This is a genomic window from Paenibacillus wulumuqiensis, assembly GCF_000971965.1.
GTDB lineage: Bacteria > Bacillota > Bacilli > Paenibacillales > Paenibacillaceae > Saccharibacillus > Saccharibacillus wulumuqiensis.
On the sequence record NZ_LAQP01000001.1, the window covers coordinates 412,679 to 429,936 of the forward strand.

At 49.5% G+C, this 17,258-nt stretch carries 14 protein-coding genes; 2 read left to right on the plus strand and 12 right to left on the minus strand.

Annotated elements, in window-relative coordinates; genetic code table 11:
• Positions 1-49 precede the first annotated feature (49 nt).
• The 12 genes from WH45_RS10010 to WH45_RS10065 all read right to left on the minus strand — a co-directional run bounded on the left by WH45_RS10010 (position 50) and on the right by WH45_RS10065 (position 13,608).
• Positions 50-1,579, minus strand: coding sequence for a serine hydrolase domain-containing protein (locus WH45_RS10010; protein ID WP_052723708.1), 1,530 nt, complete (start codon positions 1,577-1,579; stop codon positions 50-52).
• 244 nt (positions 1,580-1,823) lie between these two features.
• Positions 1,824-2,285 carry a DinB family protein gene (locus WH45_RS10015; protein ID WP_046214215.1) on the minus strand — a complete coding sequence of 154 codons (462 nt, stop codon included), beginning with the start codon at positions 2,283-2,285 and terminating at the stop codon, positions 1,824-1,826.
• A gap of 124 nt (positions 2,286-2,409) precedes the next feature.
• On the minus strand, positions 2,410-3,363 hold the full coding sequence (locus tag WH45_RS10020) for an MBL fold metallo-hydrolase (protein ID WP_046214216.1): 954 nt from the start codon (positions 3,361-3,363) through the stop codon (positions 2,410-2,412).
• A gap of 125 nt (positions 3,364-3,488) precedes the next feature.
• Positions 3,489-4,532: a threonine aldolase family protein gene (locus tag WH45_RS10025; RefSeq protein ID WP_046214217.1), complete on the minus strand. Its 1,044-nt coding sequence runs from the start codon at positions 4,530-4,532 to the stop codon at positions 3,489-3,491.
• Between the two features lie 268 nt (positions 4,533-4,800).
• On the minus strand, positions 4,801-5,457 hold the full coding sequence (locus tag WH45_RS10030; RefSeq protein WP_052723709.1) for an S-layer homology domain-containing protein: 657 nt from the start codon (positions 5,455-5,457) through the stop codon (positions 4,801-4,803).
• Between the two features lie 210 nt (positions 5,458-5,667).
• The gene (locus tag WH45_RS10035) at positions 5,668-6,396 is read right to left on the minus strand and encodes a YebC/PmpR family DNA-binding transcriptional regulator (RefSeq protein WP_046214218.1); all 729 of its coding nucleotides are present in this window, start codon (positions 6,394-6,396) and stop codon (positions 5,668-5,670) included.
• A 267-nt stretch (positions 6,397-6,663) separates the two neighbouring features.
• Entirely contained in the window at positions 6,664-8,220 is a 1,557-nt protein-coding gene (locus tag WH45_RS10040; RefSeq protein WP_046214219.1) for an ABC-F family ATP-binding cassette domain-containing protein, read from the minus strand.
• 213 nt (positions 8,221-8,433) lie between these two features.
• Positions 8,434-10,671 carry a carboxypeptidase-like regulatory domain-containing protein gene (locus tag WH45_RS10045; RefSeq protein ID WP_046214220.1) on the minus strand — a complete coding sequence of 746 codons (2,238 nt, stop codon included), beginning with the start codon at positions 10,669-10,671 and terminating at the stop codon, positions 8,434-8,436.
• Positions 10,655-11,032, minus strand: a complete 378-nt coding sequence (locus tag WH45_RS10050; RefSeq protein WP_046214221.1) for a hypothetical protein — start codon at positions 11,030-11,032, stop codon at positions 10,655-10,657. The genes WH45_RS10045 and WH45_RS10050 overlap by 17 nt, the downstream gene beginning before the upstream one ends.
• On the minus strand, positions 11,019-11,567 hold the full coding sequence (locus WH45_RS10055; RefSeq protein ID WP_235338335.1) for a sigma-70 family RNA polymerase sigma factor: 549 nt from the start codon (positions 11,565-11,567) through the stop codon (positions 11,019-11,021). Before WH45_RS10055 ends, WH45_RS10050 begins: the two co-directional genes overlap by 14 nt.
• A 183-nt stretch (positions 11,568-11,750) precedes the next feature.
• Complete coding sequence (locus WH45_RS10060; protein ID WP_046214223.1) at positions 11,751-12,692, minus strand: aminoglycoside phosphotransferase family protein; 942 nt, start codon at positions 12,690-12,692, stop codon at positions 11,751-11,753.
• A gap of 352 nt (positions 12,693-13,044) precedes the next feature.
• Complete coding sequence (locus WH45_RS10065; protein WP_046214224.1) at positions 13,045-13,608, minus strand: GNAT family N-acetyltransferase; 564 nt, start codon at positions 13,606-13,608, stop codon at positions 13,045-13,047.
• A 238-nt stretch (positions 13,609-13,846) separates the two neighbouring features.
• Here WH45_RS10065 and WH45_RS10070 point away from each other — a divergent pair, with 238 nt between their 5' ends.
• Both WH45_RS10070 and WH45_RS10075 read left to right on the plus strand, forming a co-directional pair.
• Positions 13,847-15,073, plus strand: a complete 1,227-nt coding sequence (locus WH45_RS10070) for an ATP-grasp domain-containing protein (protein WP_046214225.1) — start codon at positions 13,847-13,849, stop codon at positions 15,071-15,073.
• 15 nt (positions 15,074-15,088) lie between these two features.
• Positions 15,089-17,056, plus strand: coding sequence for a hypothetical protein (locus WH45_RS10075; RefSeq protein ID WP_046214226.1), 1,968 nt, complete (start codon positions 15,089-15,091; stop codon positions 17,054-17,056).
• The last annotated feature ends 202 nt before the right edge of the window (positions 17,057-17,258 follow it).

The following is a 17,258-nucleotide window of genomic DNA, read 5'->3' on the forward strand; positions in this document are numbered from 1 at the left end:
ATGATACCATTATAGTCGCATTTCCGCATGGAGACAAAAGGCGGTTTGGTTACGGATAGGAGCGACTTCTGCGCGCAGAGTGCCGGTTATGTCGCCATATCCATACGATGTTGAGCACGCCGAGGATGATCCACAGGATCAAACCGGCGAACAGTGCATGACCCGTTCCCGGCAGGAACAGCCAGATGACCGGCCATGGAGCCAGCAGAACCGTAGCATACCAGAGCAAAGCGGCAGGCAGCAGAAGCTGCAAGATGACAATCAGGATCAGCCGCAGTACATAACGGCCCTTGCCATTGGAGACACGTACACCGCGTCGCGGCAGATGAACGATTCTCCATATTAGCAGCAGCACGAGCAGTACACTGAATAGATTTATGGCCGTATAGATGAAGCTGGACACTTTGCTTCTCCCGACCGGTGCAGCATCCTGATGATGAATAATACGGTCGATCCCTGTAATGATTCCTTCATAGGAGCCGGAATCGAGGTAATCCAGCGAATTGGTCAGCACGACGACTCCATAGTCATCACGGATCATCATTTTGGAATAGCTGTTCTCGGTCGCACCGTTATGGGAAAGGACGGGACCGTCAGTGACCCAGCCCATTGCATACTGACTGCCTCCGCCCATATCGGCCGCCGGCTTTTGCATCGCTGCCATGCCGGAAGCCGACAGCAGCTGTTTGTTGTTGTAGTACCCTTGGTTCATCTGGGCGATCAGGAAATGAGCCATATCCTCCGCGCTTGACAGCACATAACCCGAAGGAACCGTCCCGCTGTGATCCAGCTGCTTGGTAGGCAGCATCCAGCCGAATACCGGCTGATATCCCTGAAAAGTCTCGCCTGCCTGTCCGGCTTCTACTGCCGAGGGATAACTGTGCTTCATCTCGAGCGGCTCGAATACATGGGTACGAATATAGTCCTCATAGCTCTGTCCGGAAGCGGCTTCTATGACAGCGCCCAGAATGTTGTAGTTCAGATTCGAATATTGAAATGTGCTGCCTGGAGCGGCAGCGGTATGTACATCCTGCAGACTGCGAACATGCTGTTCAATCGTTCCCTTTCCCTCGGTCAGCGCCGCAATTCCGTCGTACTGGGTTAATCCGCTCGTCTGATGCAGCAGATCTGCAATCGTTATTTGCTGTGAAGCCTGCTCGTCCGCCAGCCGGAACCATGGCAGGTACCGCTGTACAGGATCATTCAGCTTGATTTGATTGCTGTCTACCAGTTGCATTACCGCTGTCGCTGTAATCGCTTTGCTCGTAGAGCCGATGACAAATGGAGTCGTGGAAGTGACAGCTGTGCCGGATGAATCTTTCTGACCATATCCCTTGGCATAAATGACCTGATCTTTGCGTACGATAGCGACTGCTGCGCCGGGAATATGCAGGCGCTCCATCGTCTGCTGCATAAATACATCCACTTCTGTCTCAGGTATGACAGAGCCTGCCTTCGCCTTGGAAAACGATGTCGCCTTTGCAATACCGGTACAAAAGCAGCTCACACTAAATATCATGGACAGCGCCAATACAATCAGCACCAGTCTGAATCGTGCAGCTGATAGTAATTTATTCATTTTATTCATTCCTCTATGTAGAATTTGGTGTAATGCTATATCTTGTTCTGTGATGCTCACTTTTACTTGCTATATTTTATTCGTTATTTATAATCCGGCAGTATCTTGGTATCTCTGGTTAGTATCCATCCTTTTATCAAGCACAAGTAAAAAGGCGGACAGCCTCGCTGTCCTGCCTTTTCGTTGTACCTGCTATATTCGTGGTATTGCTGCTGTCTGTACGGTCTGCCAAGTCCCTGTGAATCTATCTTATCAGACGGGACATCGCATTGATCATGCCGGAATGGGCACTCTCGTGGGACAGATTCAGTTCCATCAGATCATTCAGCACTTTTGCACCGGCAAAGTTCTCCGGTACGGCTACTGGAGCTTCCAGCTGGCCTTCCAGTGCTTCGCGGAACTGGTCAGGCTGCTCGTTCAGTACACGCAGTATTTCTTCCCAGGCCGGCGGCTCTCCCTGCCATTCGGCAGGCTTGGTGCCTGGCGCGAAGAATGTATCGTATACAGCCGGAAGCTTGCGCTCTCTGCCCGCCAGACGATAGACAATGCTGTCAGCTACCGTTACGATATGTCCTACCTGCCAGTAGATGTTGTTATTAAAACCTTCCGGAACGATCGTTCTCTGTTCTGCCGTCAGATTGTCCAGATACTTCTGGATATTCTGGCGGTTTCTTGCTGTCCATGTAAAAATAAATGAGTTTGACATAATTCCCTCCTCCTACTGGAAATAAATATGAATCCTCTCTTATCTTACTCCTTGGCCCGGAACATTGTCCAACGTACCACTTGTTCACGTTAACAGCAGCGGATTATACTCCGTCATGATCGAACTAAACTTTTCGGAAATAGACCCTGTGATTATGAACAAAGGACTCGGCAAATCCTTCATGCTGCAAATACATCAGCCGGGACAGCGCCGTATAGAATTCGAGCAGCTCCTGTGTGCCGGTATGCCGGTGTCCATACAATTCCCGGCACAGCTGACCCGCTGTCTTGCCTTCCTTGTCCATCATGCCGAGCAGCTGCTGCATCCGGAAATGATGGGCATTGCGCAGATCACGAATACGTTGACCGAGATCATGGATAATATGCTCATGACCCGGCAGCACCAGCTCTGCGGGATAGTCTCCAATCTGCTCCAGCGAACGGAAATAGTCCTCCAGTGGACTTCGATCGTCATCTGTCCAGCACGGAACCATCGGAGCCGTATCCGCGAACAACATGTCGCCGGAGATCAGTATACGCAGCTCCGCATTCCAGAAACAGAAATGATCTGCTGCATGTCCCGGCGTCCATATCGCTTCGTATTCTGTATCTCCAAGCATCAGTCTGTCCCGATGAACGTACAGCTGATCCGGTTCCAGAAATCCGCTGCCCATATGCCGGTAGAACAGCTTGGCTGCAATTTCGGGTCCATCATATTTAACGTTAAATGCATAGGGAGTATGATCATCTTCCGATAGTTCCAGCCATTGGGCATGGTGCTTTTTCATCTTCTCATAGCCATTCCGGGAATAGATCACCGGCACGCCGATCTCCTGCTGGAACCAGCGGGCCAGACCGATATGATCCGGATGTCCATGGGTAATGACCACTTTTTCGATAACCAGTCCGTTCGCGATGAGTTCTTGCCAGTTCCGGCGTGTCACCTCATCATTCATCCCGGTATCCACTACCGTATAGCCGTTAGCACCTTCAAACAAGTAACTGTTAACCTTCCCCTCTCCCAGAGGCAGGGAAAGACGGAATACATGATCTGCCAGCCTGACGAGTCGCTTAACCATAAGTTCTCCTTCTTGATGAAGTAGTCTGATATACGGAAGTATATCGCCTGTACTGCAGTATTGTGAAATAAGATCATACGCAGTGGTTGTATAAACTGATCCGCTTGTGCGATAACAGCAATACTCTATTGGCCTACAGCTGTACTGCTTATCGCCAAAATATCATCTGCAAAAGCCTGGACATCCTCTTCCGCCGTCGCCCAGGAAGTGACCAGCCGAATTACGCTATGAGCGTCATCTGCTTTGTCCCATTGACTGAATAAATATCTGGATTGCAGCTGCTCCAGCACGTCATCCGGAATAATCGGAAACAGTTGATTCGTATCCGAATCGATCATAAAGGAGTACCCTGCTGTGGTGATCGCTTGCTTGAGCTTTGCTGCCATCGTATTGGCATGAGCAGCAATCCGGAAATACAGCTCATCCCGGAACAGCTCGGCGAACTGGATACCCAGCAGCCTGCCTTTGGCGAGCATGGCTCCATTTTGCTTGATATGATAGCGGAAATCCTGCTGCAATGCAGGATTCACCAGCACCAGAGCTTCGCCGAACAGTGCGCCATTTTTGGTGCCACCGATATAAAAGGCATCGGTCAGCCGGGCCAGATCCGCCAGTGTGACATCATTGCCCGGAGCGGTCAGCGCCGAACCAAGCCGCGCGCCGTCGAGGAAGAAATACAGATCATGGCTGCGGCAGTAAGCGGATAACTCCTCCAGCTCCTGCAGCCGGTAAAACGTACCGATCTCGGTGGAATTGGACACATAGACCATGCGCGGCTTGACCATATGCTCGGAATGATGAGCAAGACGAATCTGCTCGGCCAGTTCCGGTGTCAGCTTGCCATCTGCTGCCGGAATAGTCAGTACTTTGTGACCGGAAGCTTCAATCGCGCCAGTCTCATGATCCACCACATGACCGGTCAGGGCGGTGATCACCGCTTCGTGCGGACGGAGTGCCGAGGTAATGAGTACACGGTTGGTCTGCGTCCCTCCAACCAGAAAGTGAACCTGTGCCTGCTCCGACTGCACCGCTTCACGAATGCGGTCAGCTGCAAGCGCACAGTATTCATCCATGCCATATCCCACGGTGGACACCAGATTGGTATCCTGTAATGCCTGCATAATAGCGGGATGTGCACCCTCGCTATAATCATTCAAAAAACTGATCATTAACGTCACCTCGGTAAAATATTGTCGATGCAATGGTTATGCCTTCTCCATTGTAGTATACGAACCTGCGGATAACCAGATGGAAATAAAGCGCCTACTCATAACCGAATCCGTGAGCCTATCCTAGATGGCCGAAGTGGAAAACAGCAGATAAAACCGCTGGCGACAGAGAACAGGATCTCTCCACCGTACAGCGGTCTGTTGATTGATTATGGGAAGCCGGCAATGCATCGTTATCTGTTAGTAGGTGCAGCTAATCAGATCGCATCTATGAGGCCGGTGTGGTATTCGAAGCGGCCTTTTCATCCATCAGCTTCAGACTGCGAGCGAGCCACTCTGCTGCCTCGCCGCGGCTGATGGCTGCCTGAGGCTGGAAGCGGCCATCCTTGTTCAGTGAAGCGATTTTATAGTGCAGCATCCGCTGAACTGCTCCCTGCAGTTCGGGCTTCAACTGAGCATTATCCTTGATTGCAGCCGAGGTGATCTTGATCATGGGCAGATTACCTTTAGTCTCCAGTGTCTTCATGAGCAGAGCGGCGAATTCTTCCCGGGTAATAGCATCGCCGGGATTGACGTTCTCCGGCAGCTGCACATCATTATAATAGCCGTTGACGAGCGCATCGGCGTACCAGGCATCATCGTTTACATTTTTGTACATATCTGAAGCGACAGGCTTTTTGATGAACCGGATTGTATCAAGGTTCAGATCGAATCCGTTGACCAGCATGGTCACTGCCTGTGCATAGCTCAGATCGGCTTCCGGTGCAAAATGGGCTTCATCCATTCCGCTCACCACCCCGCGCTGCTGCAGTTCCTGGATGGCCTGGCTCTGCGATCCTTTTACATCGTCAAAAGCCATGGCACTATTCAAACTCACACTGCAGAGCAGCAGAGCCAGTGATGTAGTGAGTGCTATTTTTCTCAATATTATCTCCTCCTGTCTTCTTACCAGACGGGAATCCGCTTCCAAAAGTTGCTTACAAGCAAAGTCACATTCATCCAATAAGTGGAAATCAAAAAAGCAGCACACCGATTCTTGCCCGGTCATGCTGCTTTTTAGGGATGATACGGTTGGAGCCAATCTGCCTGACACTCTCTGCCTGCAAAGGATGGAGAGCGGCCTGCAATTAAGCTCTTATTGCTCGTCTGCAAATTCGACGTTGTGGTATACCTGCTGTACATCTTCCAGATCTTCCAGCGCGTCGATCAGCTTGTCGAACTGGGCTTCGGCTTCTGCATTAGGCAATGTAACAAATGTCTGCGGCAGCATGGTCAATTCCGCTACCGTAAAGTCTTCGATACCTGCGCCTTTGAAAGCTTCCTGTACGGCATGGAACTGATCCGGTGCTGCATAGACAATAACCGAATCATCTTCCTGTACGATGTCACGTGCATCCACGTCCGCATCCATCAGGATCTCCAGTACTTCTTCTTCGTTCTTGCCCGCTACACCGATAACGGCAGTGGAATCGAACATGTAGGCTACGGAACCGGCTACACCCATGTTTCCGCCGTTTTTGTTAAAAGCGGAACGCACTTCCGGAGCAGTACGGTTCACATTATTTGTCAGTGCATCCACGATGATCATCGAACCGTTCGGTCCGAATCCTTCGTAACGCAGTTCGGAATATTGATCTTCTCCGCTGCCTTTTGCTTTATCCAGTGCGCGATCGATGATCGCTTTTGGTACATTATATGTTTTTGCACGCTCCAGTACGACTTTCAGAGCACTGTTGGATACGGGATCAGGTTCACCCTTTTTCGCTGCTACATAGATCTCTACACCGAATTTGGCATAGATTCTACTCGTGTTGGCGTCTTTATTGGCTTTTTTTTCCTTGATATTATTCCACTTACGGCCCATATAATTCGCTCTCTTTCTAATTGTGAATTTATACGCTACTTATTATAACCTGTTTTGAAGGTTAATCAAAATTTTTTGGCGGATACTCGAATATTCCTTTTGGCTGGATAGATTTACATTATCTATTCAAAAAGAAAATCCTGTTCAAGTGGACACTCAAACAGGATCGAAGCAGCAATGTATGCATACCATAACCGGTTCCGGATCGGACCCGGCAAGGGCATATTTTGCTTTTATTAATGAAATACTTTGCCTTTTACAATGCAATTAGAATACTTTGGTCGTCCAGGATTCGCAGTTCCATGTCTCGGTCACGATGTCCTTGTAGAATTCCGGTTCGTGGGAGATCATCAGAATGCTGCCTTTGTAGGCTTGCAGCGCACGCTTCAGTTCATCCTTGGCATCGACGTCTAGATGGTTGGTCGGCTCATCGAGTACGAGAATGTTGGTCTCGCGGTTGATCAGTTTGCACAGGCGTACTTTGGCTTTCTCGCCGCCGCTCAGGACAGCGATCTTGCTCTCGATATGCTTGGTAGTCAGGCCGCATTTAGCCAGAGCCGCACGCACTTCGAATTGGGAATAGGACGGGAACTCGTTCCAGATCTCTTCGATACAAGAATTGTAGTTATCCGACTTCATCTCCTGCTCGAAATAACCGATCAGCTGATGCTCACCGCGCTCCACTGTACCGGAGAGCGCCTGAATTTCGCCCAAGATGCTGCGCAGCAGCGTCGTTTTACCGATACCGTTGGCACCGACTAGTGCAATCTTCTGTCCGCGCTCCATACGCAGATCAAGCGGACGGGACAGCGGCTCGTTGTAACCGATAACCAGATCTTTCGTTTCAAAAATCAGCTTGCCTGCCGTACGGCCGACTTTGAAGTTGAACTGCGGCTTCGGTCTTTCCTGCGCCAGCTCGATCACTTCCATCTTATCCAGCTTCTTCTGACGGGACATTGCCATGTTACGGGTCGCTACGCTTGCTTTGTTGCGGGCTACAAAGTCCTTGAGCTGAGAAATTTCCTGCTGCTGGCGCTTGAACGCCGATTCCAGCTGCTGTTTTTTCATTTCATACACTTCGAGGAAGTAATCATAGTCACCGACATAACGGTTAAGCTCCTGATTCTCCATATGGTAAATAATATTAATTACGCTGTTCAGGAATGGAATATCGTGAGAGATCAGGATAAAGGCATTCTCGTATTCCTGCAGATAACGGGTCAACCAGGTAATATGCACTTCGTCCAGATAGTTGGTCGGCTCATCGAGGAGCAAGATATCCGGCTTCTCCAGCAGCAGCTTGGTCAGCAGAACCTTGGTACGCTGTCCGCCGGACAGATCGTTAACGTCCTTGTCCAGACCGATATCGGTCAGACCGAGGCCACGTGCCGTCTCGTCAATCTTGGCATCGATCAGGTAGAAATCCTGTGCAGTCAGTGTATCCTGAATCGTACCGACCTGCTCCAGCAGATCTTCCAATTCCTCAGGTGTTACATCCCCCATACGGCCGTACATATCGTTCATTTCCTGCTCCATATCCAGCAGGTATTGGAAAGCACTTTTCAGTACATCGCGGATAGTCATGCCTTTCTCCAGTACAGCATGCTGATCCAGATAGCCGACACGCATGCGCTTGGACCATTCCACTTTACCTTCGTCCGGCTGCAATTTGCCGGTAATAATGTTCATAAATGTCGACTTGCCTTCGCCGTTGGCGCCGATCAGTCCAATATGCTCGCCCTTTAATAGGCGGAAAGATACGTCTTTAAAAATAGCCCGGTCACCAAAGCCGTGGCTGAGTTTTTCTACGTTTAGTATGCTCATTCATTACACCTTTTCTGTTAGACTTTTTCCTTCACGCTTGCCTGACCCGGATAGGGCGGCAAGCTCATCCTGTCTTATTATAGAGATTATTGACGCACAACTCAACGGAATTATTCAAAAATGAAAAGCTTATTTTACAGGCATTATCGGCATTGGGGGCGCTGGATTGTAGAAAAAAAGCTCCCTGCGTACAGGGAGCGGGAATGGCTATTGTCAGCTGACCTGCTGCAAAGCCTGCAGCAGCTTGTTCATGGCAGGCTCACCGGTCGGCGGCTTGCTCTCTTTCTTGAGCCGATCTTGATCCCCGTGGATATACCATCCCAGCTTTTGCCACAGCTGCTGATCATAACTCTCCGGGTTCTGCGCCTGCTTCCGCTCGGATTGAACGTTAGCGAGCAGCTGCGCCCAGTCACGGCGATCATTACTATCCGTATGTTCAGGATACTGACGGGCCAACTCCACACCGGCAGACAGAGAACGAGCCTTATACATGCGCAGTGCAATATAATTGCCGATAAACCGGTGATCCTGATCCTGCTTCATGGCAGCGGCGAACTGCTTTTCGGCATCCTCCCATTTGCCCTGATACATCAGGGCTGTCGCATATGTGGAGCGAATATACGCAGAGGAGTCAGCCGGAGATGTCTTCATATACAGGGCATGATACTGGTTATACAGCGGCCAGTTCTGTTTTCTGTAATAATAATCGGTCAGTCTGTCCAGATGGGCAATGGACAGCTTCGATGCAGGTACCTTGCGCAGCAGCGTAATCGCTTCGTCTTCATAACGATGATCATTGGTGATGGATGTTTTGGCATCTAGCAGCCGGATGATCATGAGCAGAGCGTGTTCATCTGCCGGATTGGCAGTCAGATCCTGCCGGTAAGCGGCAAGTGCCTGTTCGGGCTGATGCTGCAGCAGTATGCGGTCCGCTTCGGTCAGTGTTCGATTTTGCAAATAAAAGAAAGGCAGATTGCCCATACTCTCAGGGGTTAACCGGTAGCCGATACTCTGGGTGATCAGCTGTCCATCTTCGGTAAAAGCCTGCACGTTCCATAACAATCGGGCTTCCGGATTCATAAAATAAAGCACATATTCGGGTTTGAGCGACTGGAAATCGCCGGTTTCTCTATAAGAGAGAGCACCCATCGTCCCGTAAAGTTCTTCTATCGAAATGGAGATATGATTCTCCTTGATATGACTCCGGATTGCACTGCGACTGGATCCATCTTTCAGCTGAATACCGCCTTCCAATGCGTAATAGGCTGCACCCTTTACCGGCTGCCAGCGGAAATCAACCTGATTCCCTTTGATCATCCGGTCATTGACCGGCTCTTTCAGCTGGATCAGCGGCTGAAGCGTCAGATCACGCTGCAGCTGATTGCCTTGATTGATTCTAATCCATTTATCCTGCTGATCCTGCAACGTCCAGCCATCGACCTGCTCATAGGACATTCCCAGTCGGAACTGGTACGTACCCGGAGTGACATAATGAAAAGTGTAGCGCCCCTCTTGATCTGTAATCGCCTGATAAGGTGCCGAATCGCTGGCGTCACTGGAATAGTGGTTCAGCTTGCTTTCTTCTCTTAAAAAGACTGCCGCTCCGCGTACAGGTGTACCATCACTGTGCCGGAAGGTTCCGCTGACGGTCCCGGTACGGGCATCCCCCTGGCGGATAGCAGTCTGAATGCTGCGCTTCAGACCGATTAATCCATTATTTTCTTCGATCTGGGAATCATTCAGTCCACTGTAATCACGGTATTCCGCGATTCCGCGGGTGAGTGCTTCAGCTGCCTGTTTGCTTTTGCCCTGGGCGAGCAGCAGCCGAGCTTGAAGTCTGGTACGATCCGACAGCTGTTCATCACTCGTATTCCAGTTTTCCGCATCATATACCGCCTGGGCTTGCTGCAGATGTCCTTGATTCATAAGCCGATCGAACTGCAGCACGGTCAGCTGCCGGTGCTCATCTGTTCCCTTGATAAAGCGCTGACTCGCCTGTCGGAGCAGCTGATTTGCCTTATCCTGCTCACCAAGCAGATCATACAGGAAGACCAGTTCCCGAACCGCCTCGGCCATCCGGTAATCCGGCTGTCCGCCTGTAATGTATTCCGTCAGCAGCGCTGCATGTTCCTGCGGCTCAAGCACAGGCCCGGATTCTGGTGGGCTGCTAAACTGGCTGTTGTTTGCACCAATATATACATCAAAGTAAAACGGCGTATATTCTTCGATACCTGTCACTTCATCACGAATAATGCTCAGTCTCTCTACGGTCGAAGCTTTTTGCAATTTGGCCAGCAGCTCTGTTCGCTGCTGTTCCGGTGACAGATCTTTGTTGCCATACAGCCACCCGGATACCTGCGGCTGCATAAGGGCATAGACTCCTGCTCCGATCAGCAGCAGAGGCAGCAGTCCGTATAATACAAGATGTTTTACTTTAATTCTGAATTTCATACTGCTTCACCGCTCTCTCATAGGCATCCTGCCAGTAAATGTTGCCACCGATATCGATCAGTTGGCGCTTTTCGGGTGTTCCATTCCCTTCCGTTCCTACCGTGGAAGGAGGATTCACCTGCTGGATCGTCAATAGAATCGCCAGTGCAGAGATGGCTGCCGCTGTGATGATTCCTGATGGTTTCCATGACCATTCCAGTTCATAATTCCAGATCATATGCAGACTGGATCGCCATGTCACCGGATGAGTCTGCCGGATGACCTGCTCGTGACCTTGAAAATAAATATATTCCAGTTCACTCTGCAGCTGCTTCTGAATATGCTGACGCTCCTGCGGATTCACCGCTTTATGCTCTGTCATGGAGTTCCTCCCTTTCCCATAGAACCCGCAGCTGCTGACGGCCGCGGGATAGTCTTGATTTGATCGTGTTCTCTCTCGTCTCTATCTGCTGTGCAATCTCCTGTATACTCATTTCCTGAAAATAAAAAAGTACAATGCATTCACGGTATATGTAATCAAGCTGCTGTACAGCATGGACCAGCGCATAACTGTCCAGGTCTTTCATAACCATCTCTTCTGCTCCGCTGGCTGCATATTCATCATCGGCAGTCAAATCATCTGCACGGCCACCGGGGAAAATATGGCGCCAGCTCCACGTACGCTGCTTCATCCGGCAGCGGTTGGTCATAATCTGCAGGAGCCAGGATTTTAATTTGTCCGGCTGCTTCAGCTGATCAATATGCCGGTAAGCCTGAATAAAGGTATCCTGAACCACTTCCTCCGCCGCCTGACGGTCACGCACCAGCAAAAAAGCCGTTCGCAGCAGTATATCTCCGTATTCATTCATTAACAGACGAAGAGCCGATTCATCCCGGTTCTTCAGTCCAGTGACCATATCCAGCTGGAACTCCCCCTTTACAGACTAAGATGCGGGCTGGGGCTTGCAGGTTGCATGATGTTGATAAAAATCAAAAATTACAGCGGAATTACAGCAGATGAACAGAAATTACCATGTTATCATCTCGGGTCTCATATACAAAATGTAAGTAATCAGCAGCTTCTAAACTAACATCAACCTTTATATATGTAAAAAATTACCCCGGTACCAGAGAGGCGGTCCTTCTCCTGCGAAATCATGACTTCTTATCGTCTGGTGAATCTTATGAAGGATCTGTTCCAGAGAATAATGATTCAGCCCGCCCAGCAGCGTAGCATGCTGGTTCATGGCTACGAATAAATTATATCTGGGCCAGAAATCATCCGGGATCTGCTGATTAAAATACCCATCCACCTGTCCCCGTGCAAACTGTATACTCGTCTCACAGGTATACTTGGGCAGCTTGAAAAACTCCTCCCATGGATCACCCCAGTCAAATCGGCTGAAGTCGATAATACCCTGCAAGCGTTGTTCATTAAAAATCATATTCGCCGGGTGGAAATCATCATGCTGAAATACAATCGGCCGGTTCTCCAACATATACGTGTGCTTCTCGATATACCGCTCCAGTTCTTTTTGCTGCTCAAAAGAAACTCCCAACTTCTGAACTGCTGTTTTTTTGGAAATATATTTCTTGTACCTTTGATCTGCCCAATTGAATGGAGAGTCGGGTGTAATCCGGTGAATGCTGTGCAGCTGTTGTCCTGCCGCTAACCCGAGGATATACTGCTCGTCCGGTGTAAGCTGCGGGAGAGCCGTCTCGCCATCTTCTCCCTCCATATAGGTCAGCAGCAGACAGCAGCAATTCAGCTCGGGAAAGATTCCACTATATATCGGCTGCTGACAGGATACTCCATGATCATGATGCTGCTGCAAATAGCGCTGTTCCTGGGTACAGTGCTCATATCTATACAGCGGGTACACCCGTAACAGATACAGCGGGCGATCAGACTGATAACAAATGTACTTGATCGTATCAGAATATCCACGGTTCAGGCAAACGGTGTCATCAAATTCAACCACTGAATGCAGTACAGTAATTAACTGTTGAACATTGTGATAATCTACTAACTGAATATCCATGCAAACTCTCCCTGAATCAGAATAGAATTCCATTATATAATAAGTCTTAACTGCTTGTTTCATGCACTTCTTCATAAATAAGCTTTTCTCTTTTTGTATAAGTATACATTTCGTCCTACGTCAAAAGCTGACATCCATTAGCATTGGCGTCAGCTTTCCGAGGTAGGTATATATTAGTTATTTGCATTATTAAAGTAACAATCACATAGATGAAAGAAACACGATGAAACTTCAACAACAGCGTTGGCATGTCATTTTAAGGGAGCTATGACATCAAACCAGACGTTCGTGATCCTGTTGCTAATACGGGTATTAATGCTCAACCCCGGAGAATCGAGCCTGTTAGTTATATTCAACTCATGGACTTGGCCGGCACTTCCAGTCGCAATACTTCATCTGCAGTCTGGGGAGGTTGGCCGTAAAAGTCCTGTGCGCGATAGGCGTGAACCTGCTCATAGGATTCTGCCATTCGCTGGTATACCCACTCCATCGTTACCGGGACTGGTGACCAGCAGTACACATCCATAATATTGAGCAGCCCTGTAACCGTATGAGTACGAACATAACGAATCTCCGGAAACAGCTTAAAATCAAGTTTTTTGTAGAATTTCACTCTTTTTTCTGTATCTATATCAGTTGCAGTTACAGGTTCAACCTCCAATATAATCGGCTTGCCCTGACGCTTTAATTGCTCGATCACCTGGCTGCCAATACCACGGCTCCGATGGCCGCCGGTCACCAGCATGAAATCAACAAAAATATAATCTTCTTTCTCCAGATACACGATCACATAATTGGCTTCTTCTATAACTTTATATTGTCCTCGCTTTTCATTTAACAATGCCAACATATGGGGTTGGGACTTCATTTCTTGAGCAGGAAAATAATCCCGGAGTTTGTTAAACCATGATGTCATTATTTTTCTCCCTTCTACGCCTGTACATTTTCAGGTCTCTGGCATCGTGTTCGTATTCAACTAGCGCTGACCTTTGTATAATTTACCATTATTAGCAATATGCGAAACATTTTCCTGAGAGCGTTTCACCGATTTTATTTAAGTCTATATTACATTGAATGTGCTGTTATTTTTTGCATATTTATTTAGTGAGCTAAATTTTTATAATAATTACTTACTTAGATCAGGGGGTTATATAGTGACTGATTCACCGTCCGAGAAGTCCACGATTGCATTGTTGGGTTGGAGTCTGCCGGTTATTGAGGCAGCCGATCGCCTGAATCGGCCGTATCTGGTCGTAGGTCCGCCGGAATTCCAGGATTTTGCTGACCGAAATGAGATTACATTTGTACCCTGGGAATTCGATCGTCTCAATGAAAAGTCCGGTGAACTCGCCCAGCTGCTGGAAGCGCGTGGTGCCAGACTGGCGATGCCGATCTATGAAGAGACTGTGGAATGGGCCGGAGCGCTGAATGCCTATTTCCGCAAAGATCCCAAAATCTTCAACCGCTCCCTGCTGCTCCGGGACAAAGGCCTGATGAAACGAAGAGCACAGATGGCCGGCATCAAGGTTGGCGTGTTCGAAGAAGCGTACAACCGTGACGATGTACATCGCTTTCTGAAACGGGTCAATGAAGCTCTGATTAAGCTGGATGGCGATGTGAATGATCCTGTCCATGTGAAGCCGCTCAGCAAAGCGGGTACAGTGGGACACCGACTGATTCGTGAAGCCGTCGATGTGGATCTGATTCCGGATGCGGATTTCCCCTGTCTGATCGAGAGTCACCTGGATGGACAGGAATTCTCCTGTGAAGTATTTGTCCATGATGGCAAAATCCGCTTCCTGAACATTACCGAATATGTGCATCTCGGACACTCCAACTTCGTTCCCGCTTCTCCGGAACTGGAGACCTGGAGGCCCCAAATTACAGCCGCTATCGAAAAGCTGATCGATGCTTTTGAGATCAAATATGGCATTATTCATCCGGAGTATTTCATTTCGCCGGATGGTACGCTGAACTTCGGTGAAGTTGCTGCGCGGATTCCGGGCGGACATATTTTCGACCTGATCGGCAAAGCGTATGGCTTCAGCGCCTATGAAGCACAGATCATCTGCAGTGATCCGGATACGACCGAAGAGGAACTTCAGGCATTCTTCCCGCGTGAAGTTGAAGATGCACGCGGCTTTGCCGGCAGTCTGATGGTCTATCCGCGTGTTCGTCTGATTGAACGGCTCAATGTACCGGCAGAGCTGAAGAACGATCCTTACTTCGACCGCCATGACATGTTTATTCCGACGACAAGCAAAGTGGCCGAACGGGTCGGTTTTGGTAACCATTACGGAACCATTTTCCTATATGGCGAAGACAGTGCACGGATGAAAGAAATGCTGCTGGAGTACGAAGACTATGATTTCTATTTGTAAAAGGGGGAACATCGCGTGAATGATTCTGCAACTCAAGCAGCCCAGGGCAAGTTCGAGCAGGCCCTGCAGATTCTGCAGGAAGCCAAGCCATTTGCCAAAAGCCTGTATCAGACAGATGTATTCCAGCGGGCCATCGATCTGGCCCATACGGAAGAAGGTATCGAAATTCTCAAGTCTCATGCTCCCCGGTTTGACGAGGCAGGTGTGTTCAGCGGCGGTCCATGGGAAGATGCAGCCAAGCTGCAGCCCGGATTTGTCGGCGGCTCACTGAAGCTCAAAGGGGTCAACTCCATCGTCGAGCTGCTCAGTGAACTGCGGATGCTCGCGATTGCACGCAGTGAATATCAGCATCCCGAGGTATCTGCAGATGCTGCCCGTACATTTCTGAATGAAGTGCTTGCGCTGAACCTGAACTTCCTTTTCCCTGCCGACACGGAGGAATCACGGATTGAATCCGGTGAACATATCGAGCGTGCGCAGCGGCTGTTCCATCTGCTCAGCCGCGAACTGTCGCTCAAGGCGATTTCACGTAAAATTGTCGAGGAAATCGACCGTCTGACCACGCAGCGCCCGATTCTCGTCGGACGGATTATCCATATTATTCACACCGCAGAGAAAATGCTGAATGAAGAGCTGGATGAAGAAACCCGTTCGTCGCTTGAAATGTATACTCGGGCGATCGGCACACCGACTCCGCTCAGCTCGCGTTATCCGGATCTGCGGGAATACGGTCGCTATCTGCGTGAAGCTCCGGAAGAGGAACTGCGCCAGGAGGCGACCAGCTTTTCCGAATCGATGAAGGCTACAGGGCTGACGGTGCCTCACCATGCAATCTTTGTCCGCCATATTAACCGTCATCAACCGGAACTGATCGAAGTGACACTTGGGCTGGATGATATCGGCGCTGCCTATCGCAGCTCTCAGGCCGAGCTGGTTCGTGATATTATCCAGGTGGCCGTTACACCGGATACGTGCCAGGTACTGTATGGACTGGGCGGTGTGCTGAACAGAGGTCTGCTCGCACAGGAGACACTGCTGCCGGCTTTGCGCAGACTGTTCGAGATCGATATTCATCATCAGGTGAGAGATACACTTCTCACTGCGGAACATAAGCGCAGCGGTATCGGCGCCAATGCACTGCTCCTGGGTGGTACTATCAGCGTACTCGGTCAGCCGCTCGGTGTAGGTCAGGGGCTGAACCCGACCTGTCAATCGGCGCGTGCGATCAGTCTGTGGGCCCAGCATGCCCAGAATCAGCTGCTGGAATATATCACCCGGGCAGCGCGGGATAATGATGTTGATATGCTGTTTGAAGGCGAGACGATCCATTCCAGTCAGCTCGAAGGCGGCGTAGCCGAAGAGATTCATTATGAGCTGGACCCGGTCTCCAAGGTACTCGTTCCTCATCTGGATAAAATCTATAACGAGATGATGAAGCGCACGCTGCTGCGCCTTGAAGATGGGCATAAATGGGTGAACCCGGCCTTTTACGGCGAATGGATTCAAAAGGGATTCATCAACCTGGTCGATCAGCTCACCGGAGCGGTTGCTCATTTTCAGAATTTCGTCCGGTTATTCTATGCTACTCATCATCCTGACTACAATAATGGCTATGAGCTGATCTATCCGAATCCGGTCGGCATTTTCATTACCAATGTATCCGGAGATCTGCTCGGTCTGCACGCTGTCTCTATCCAACGCGTCGCCAAGGACCCGGATGATCAGTGGCGGATTTATTTCTATAATCCGAATAATGACAGCGGTCAGAACTGGGGGCAGGATATTCAGCCAAGTGTAAAAAACCATGGCGAGCAGGAAGGTGAAGCTTCCCTGCCTTTCCACCAGTTCGTGGCTCGGCTGTACGCTTTCCATTACAATCCGTATGAGCAGGGTGACACGTATATGGTGGAAGCGGAGATTGTAGAAGAGGTAGAACAGCTTGCGAGAGAAAGCTGGGGTCAGGTATACACCTGGCTGCCTTGAGCATTGGGTTAATACGTGATCCAATGTCGGGGCGAACCTTTTAACAGGTCGAGATCAATAGGTTGATATATTGCATTTTCTGAAAATATTCTCCGTAAGTAATATACATTCTAATAAAAAAACAGCTGTACATGTATTGTCTGGAACAGAAATAACCAAAAAGCTGGTCTCGGTGTTACACCGGAGCCAGCTTTTTGGTTTG

What these genes read in the sequence shown, in the direction of transcription:
- WH45_RS10010 (WP_052723708.1), bottom strand. Translation starts at nt 1,579, where the DNA reads ATGAATAAATTACTATCAGCTGCACGATTCAGACTGGTGCTGATTGTA.
- WH45_RS10015 (WP_046214215.1), bottom strand. Translation starts at nt 2,285, where the DNA reads ATGTCAAACTCATTTATTTTTACATGGACAGCAAGAAACCGCCAGAAT.
- WH45_RS10020 (WP_046214216.1), bottom strand. Translation starts at nt 3,363, where the DNA reads ATGGTTAAGCGACTCGTCAGGCTGGCAGATCATGTATTCCGTCTTTCC.
- WH45_RS10025 (WP_046214217.1), bottom strand. Translation starts at nt 4,532, where the DNA reads ATGATCAGTTTTTTGAATGATTATAGCGAGGGTGCACATCCCGCTATT.
- WH45_RS10035 (WP_046214218.1), bottom strand. Translation starts at nt 6,396, where the DNA reads ATGGGCCGTAAGTGGAATAATATCAAGGAAAAAAAAGCCAATAAAGAC.
- WH45_RS10040 (WP_046214219.1), bottom strand. Translation starts at nt 8,220, where the DNA reads ATGAGCATACTAAACGTAGAAAAACTCAGCCACGGCTTTGGTGACCGG.
- WH45_RS10045 (WP_046214220.1), bottom strand. Translation starts at nt 10,671, where the DNA reads ATGAAATTCAGAATTAAAGTAAAACATCTTGTATTATACGGACTGCTG.
- WH45_RS10050 (WP_046214221.1), bottom strand. Translation starts at nt 11,032, where the DNA reads ATGACAGAGCATAAAGCGGTGAATCCGCAGGAGCGTCAGCATATTCAG.
- WH45_RS10055 (WP_235338335.1), bottom strand. Translation starts at nt 11,567, where the DNA reads ATGGTCACTGGACTGAAGAACCGGGATGAATCGGCTCTTCGTCTGTTA.
- WH45_RS10060 (WP_046214223.1), bottom strand. Translation starts at nt 12,692, where the DNA reads ATGGATATTCAGTTAGTAGATTATCACAATGTTCAACAGTTAATTACT.
- WH45_RS10065 (WP_046214224.1), bottom strand. Translation starts at nt 13,608, where the DNA reads ATGACATCATGGTTTAACAAACTCCGGGATTATTTTCCTGCTCAAGAA.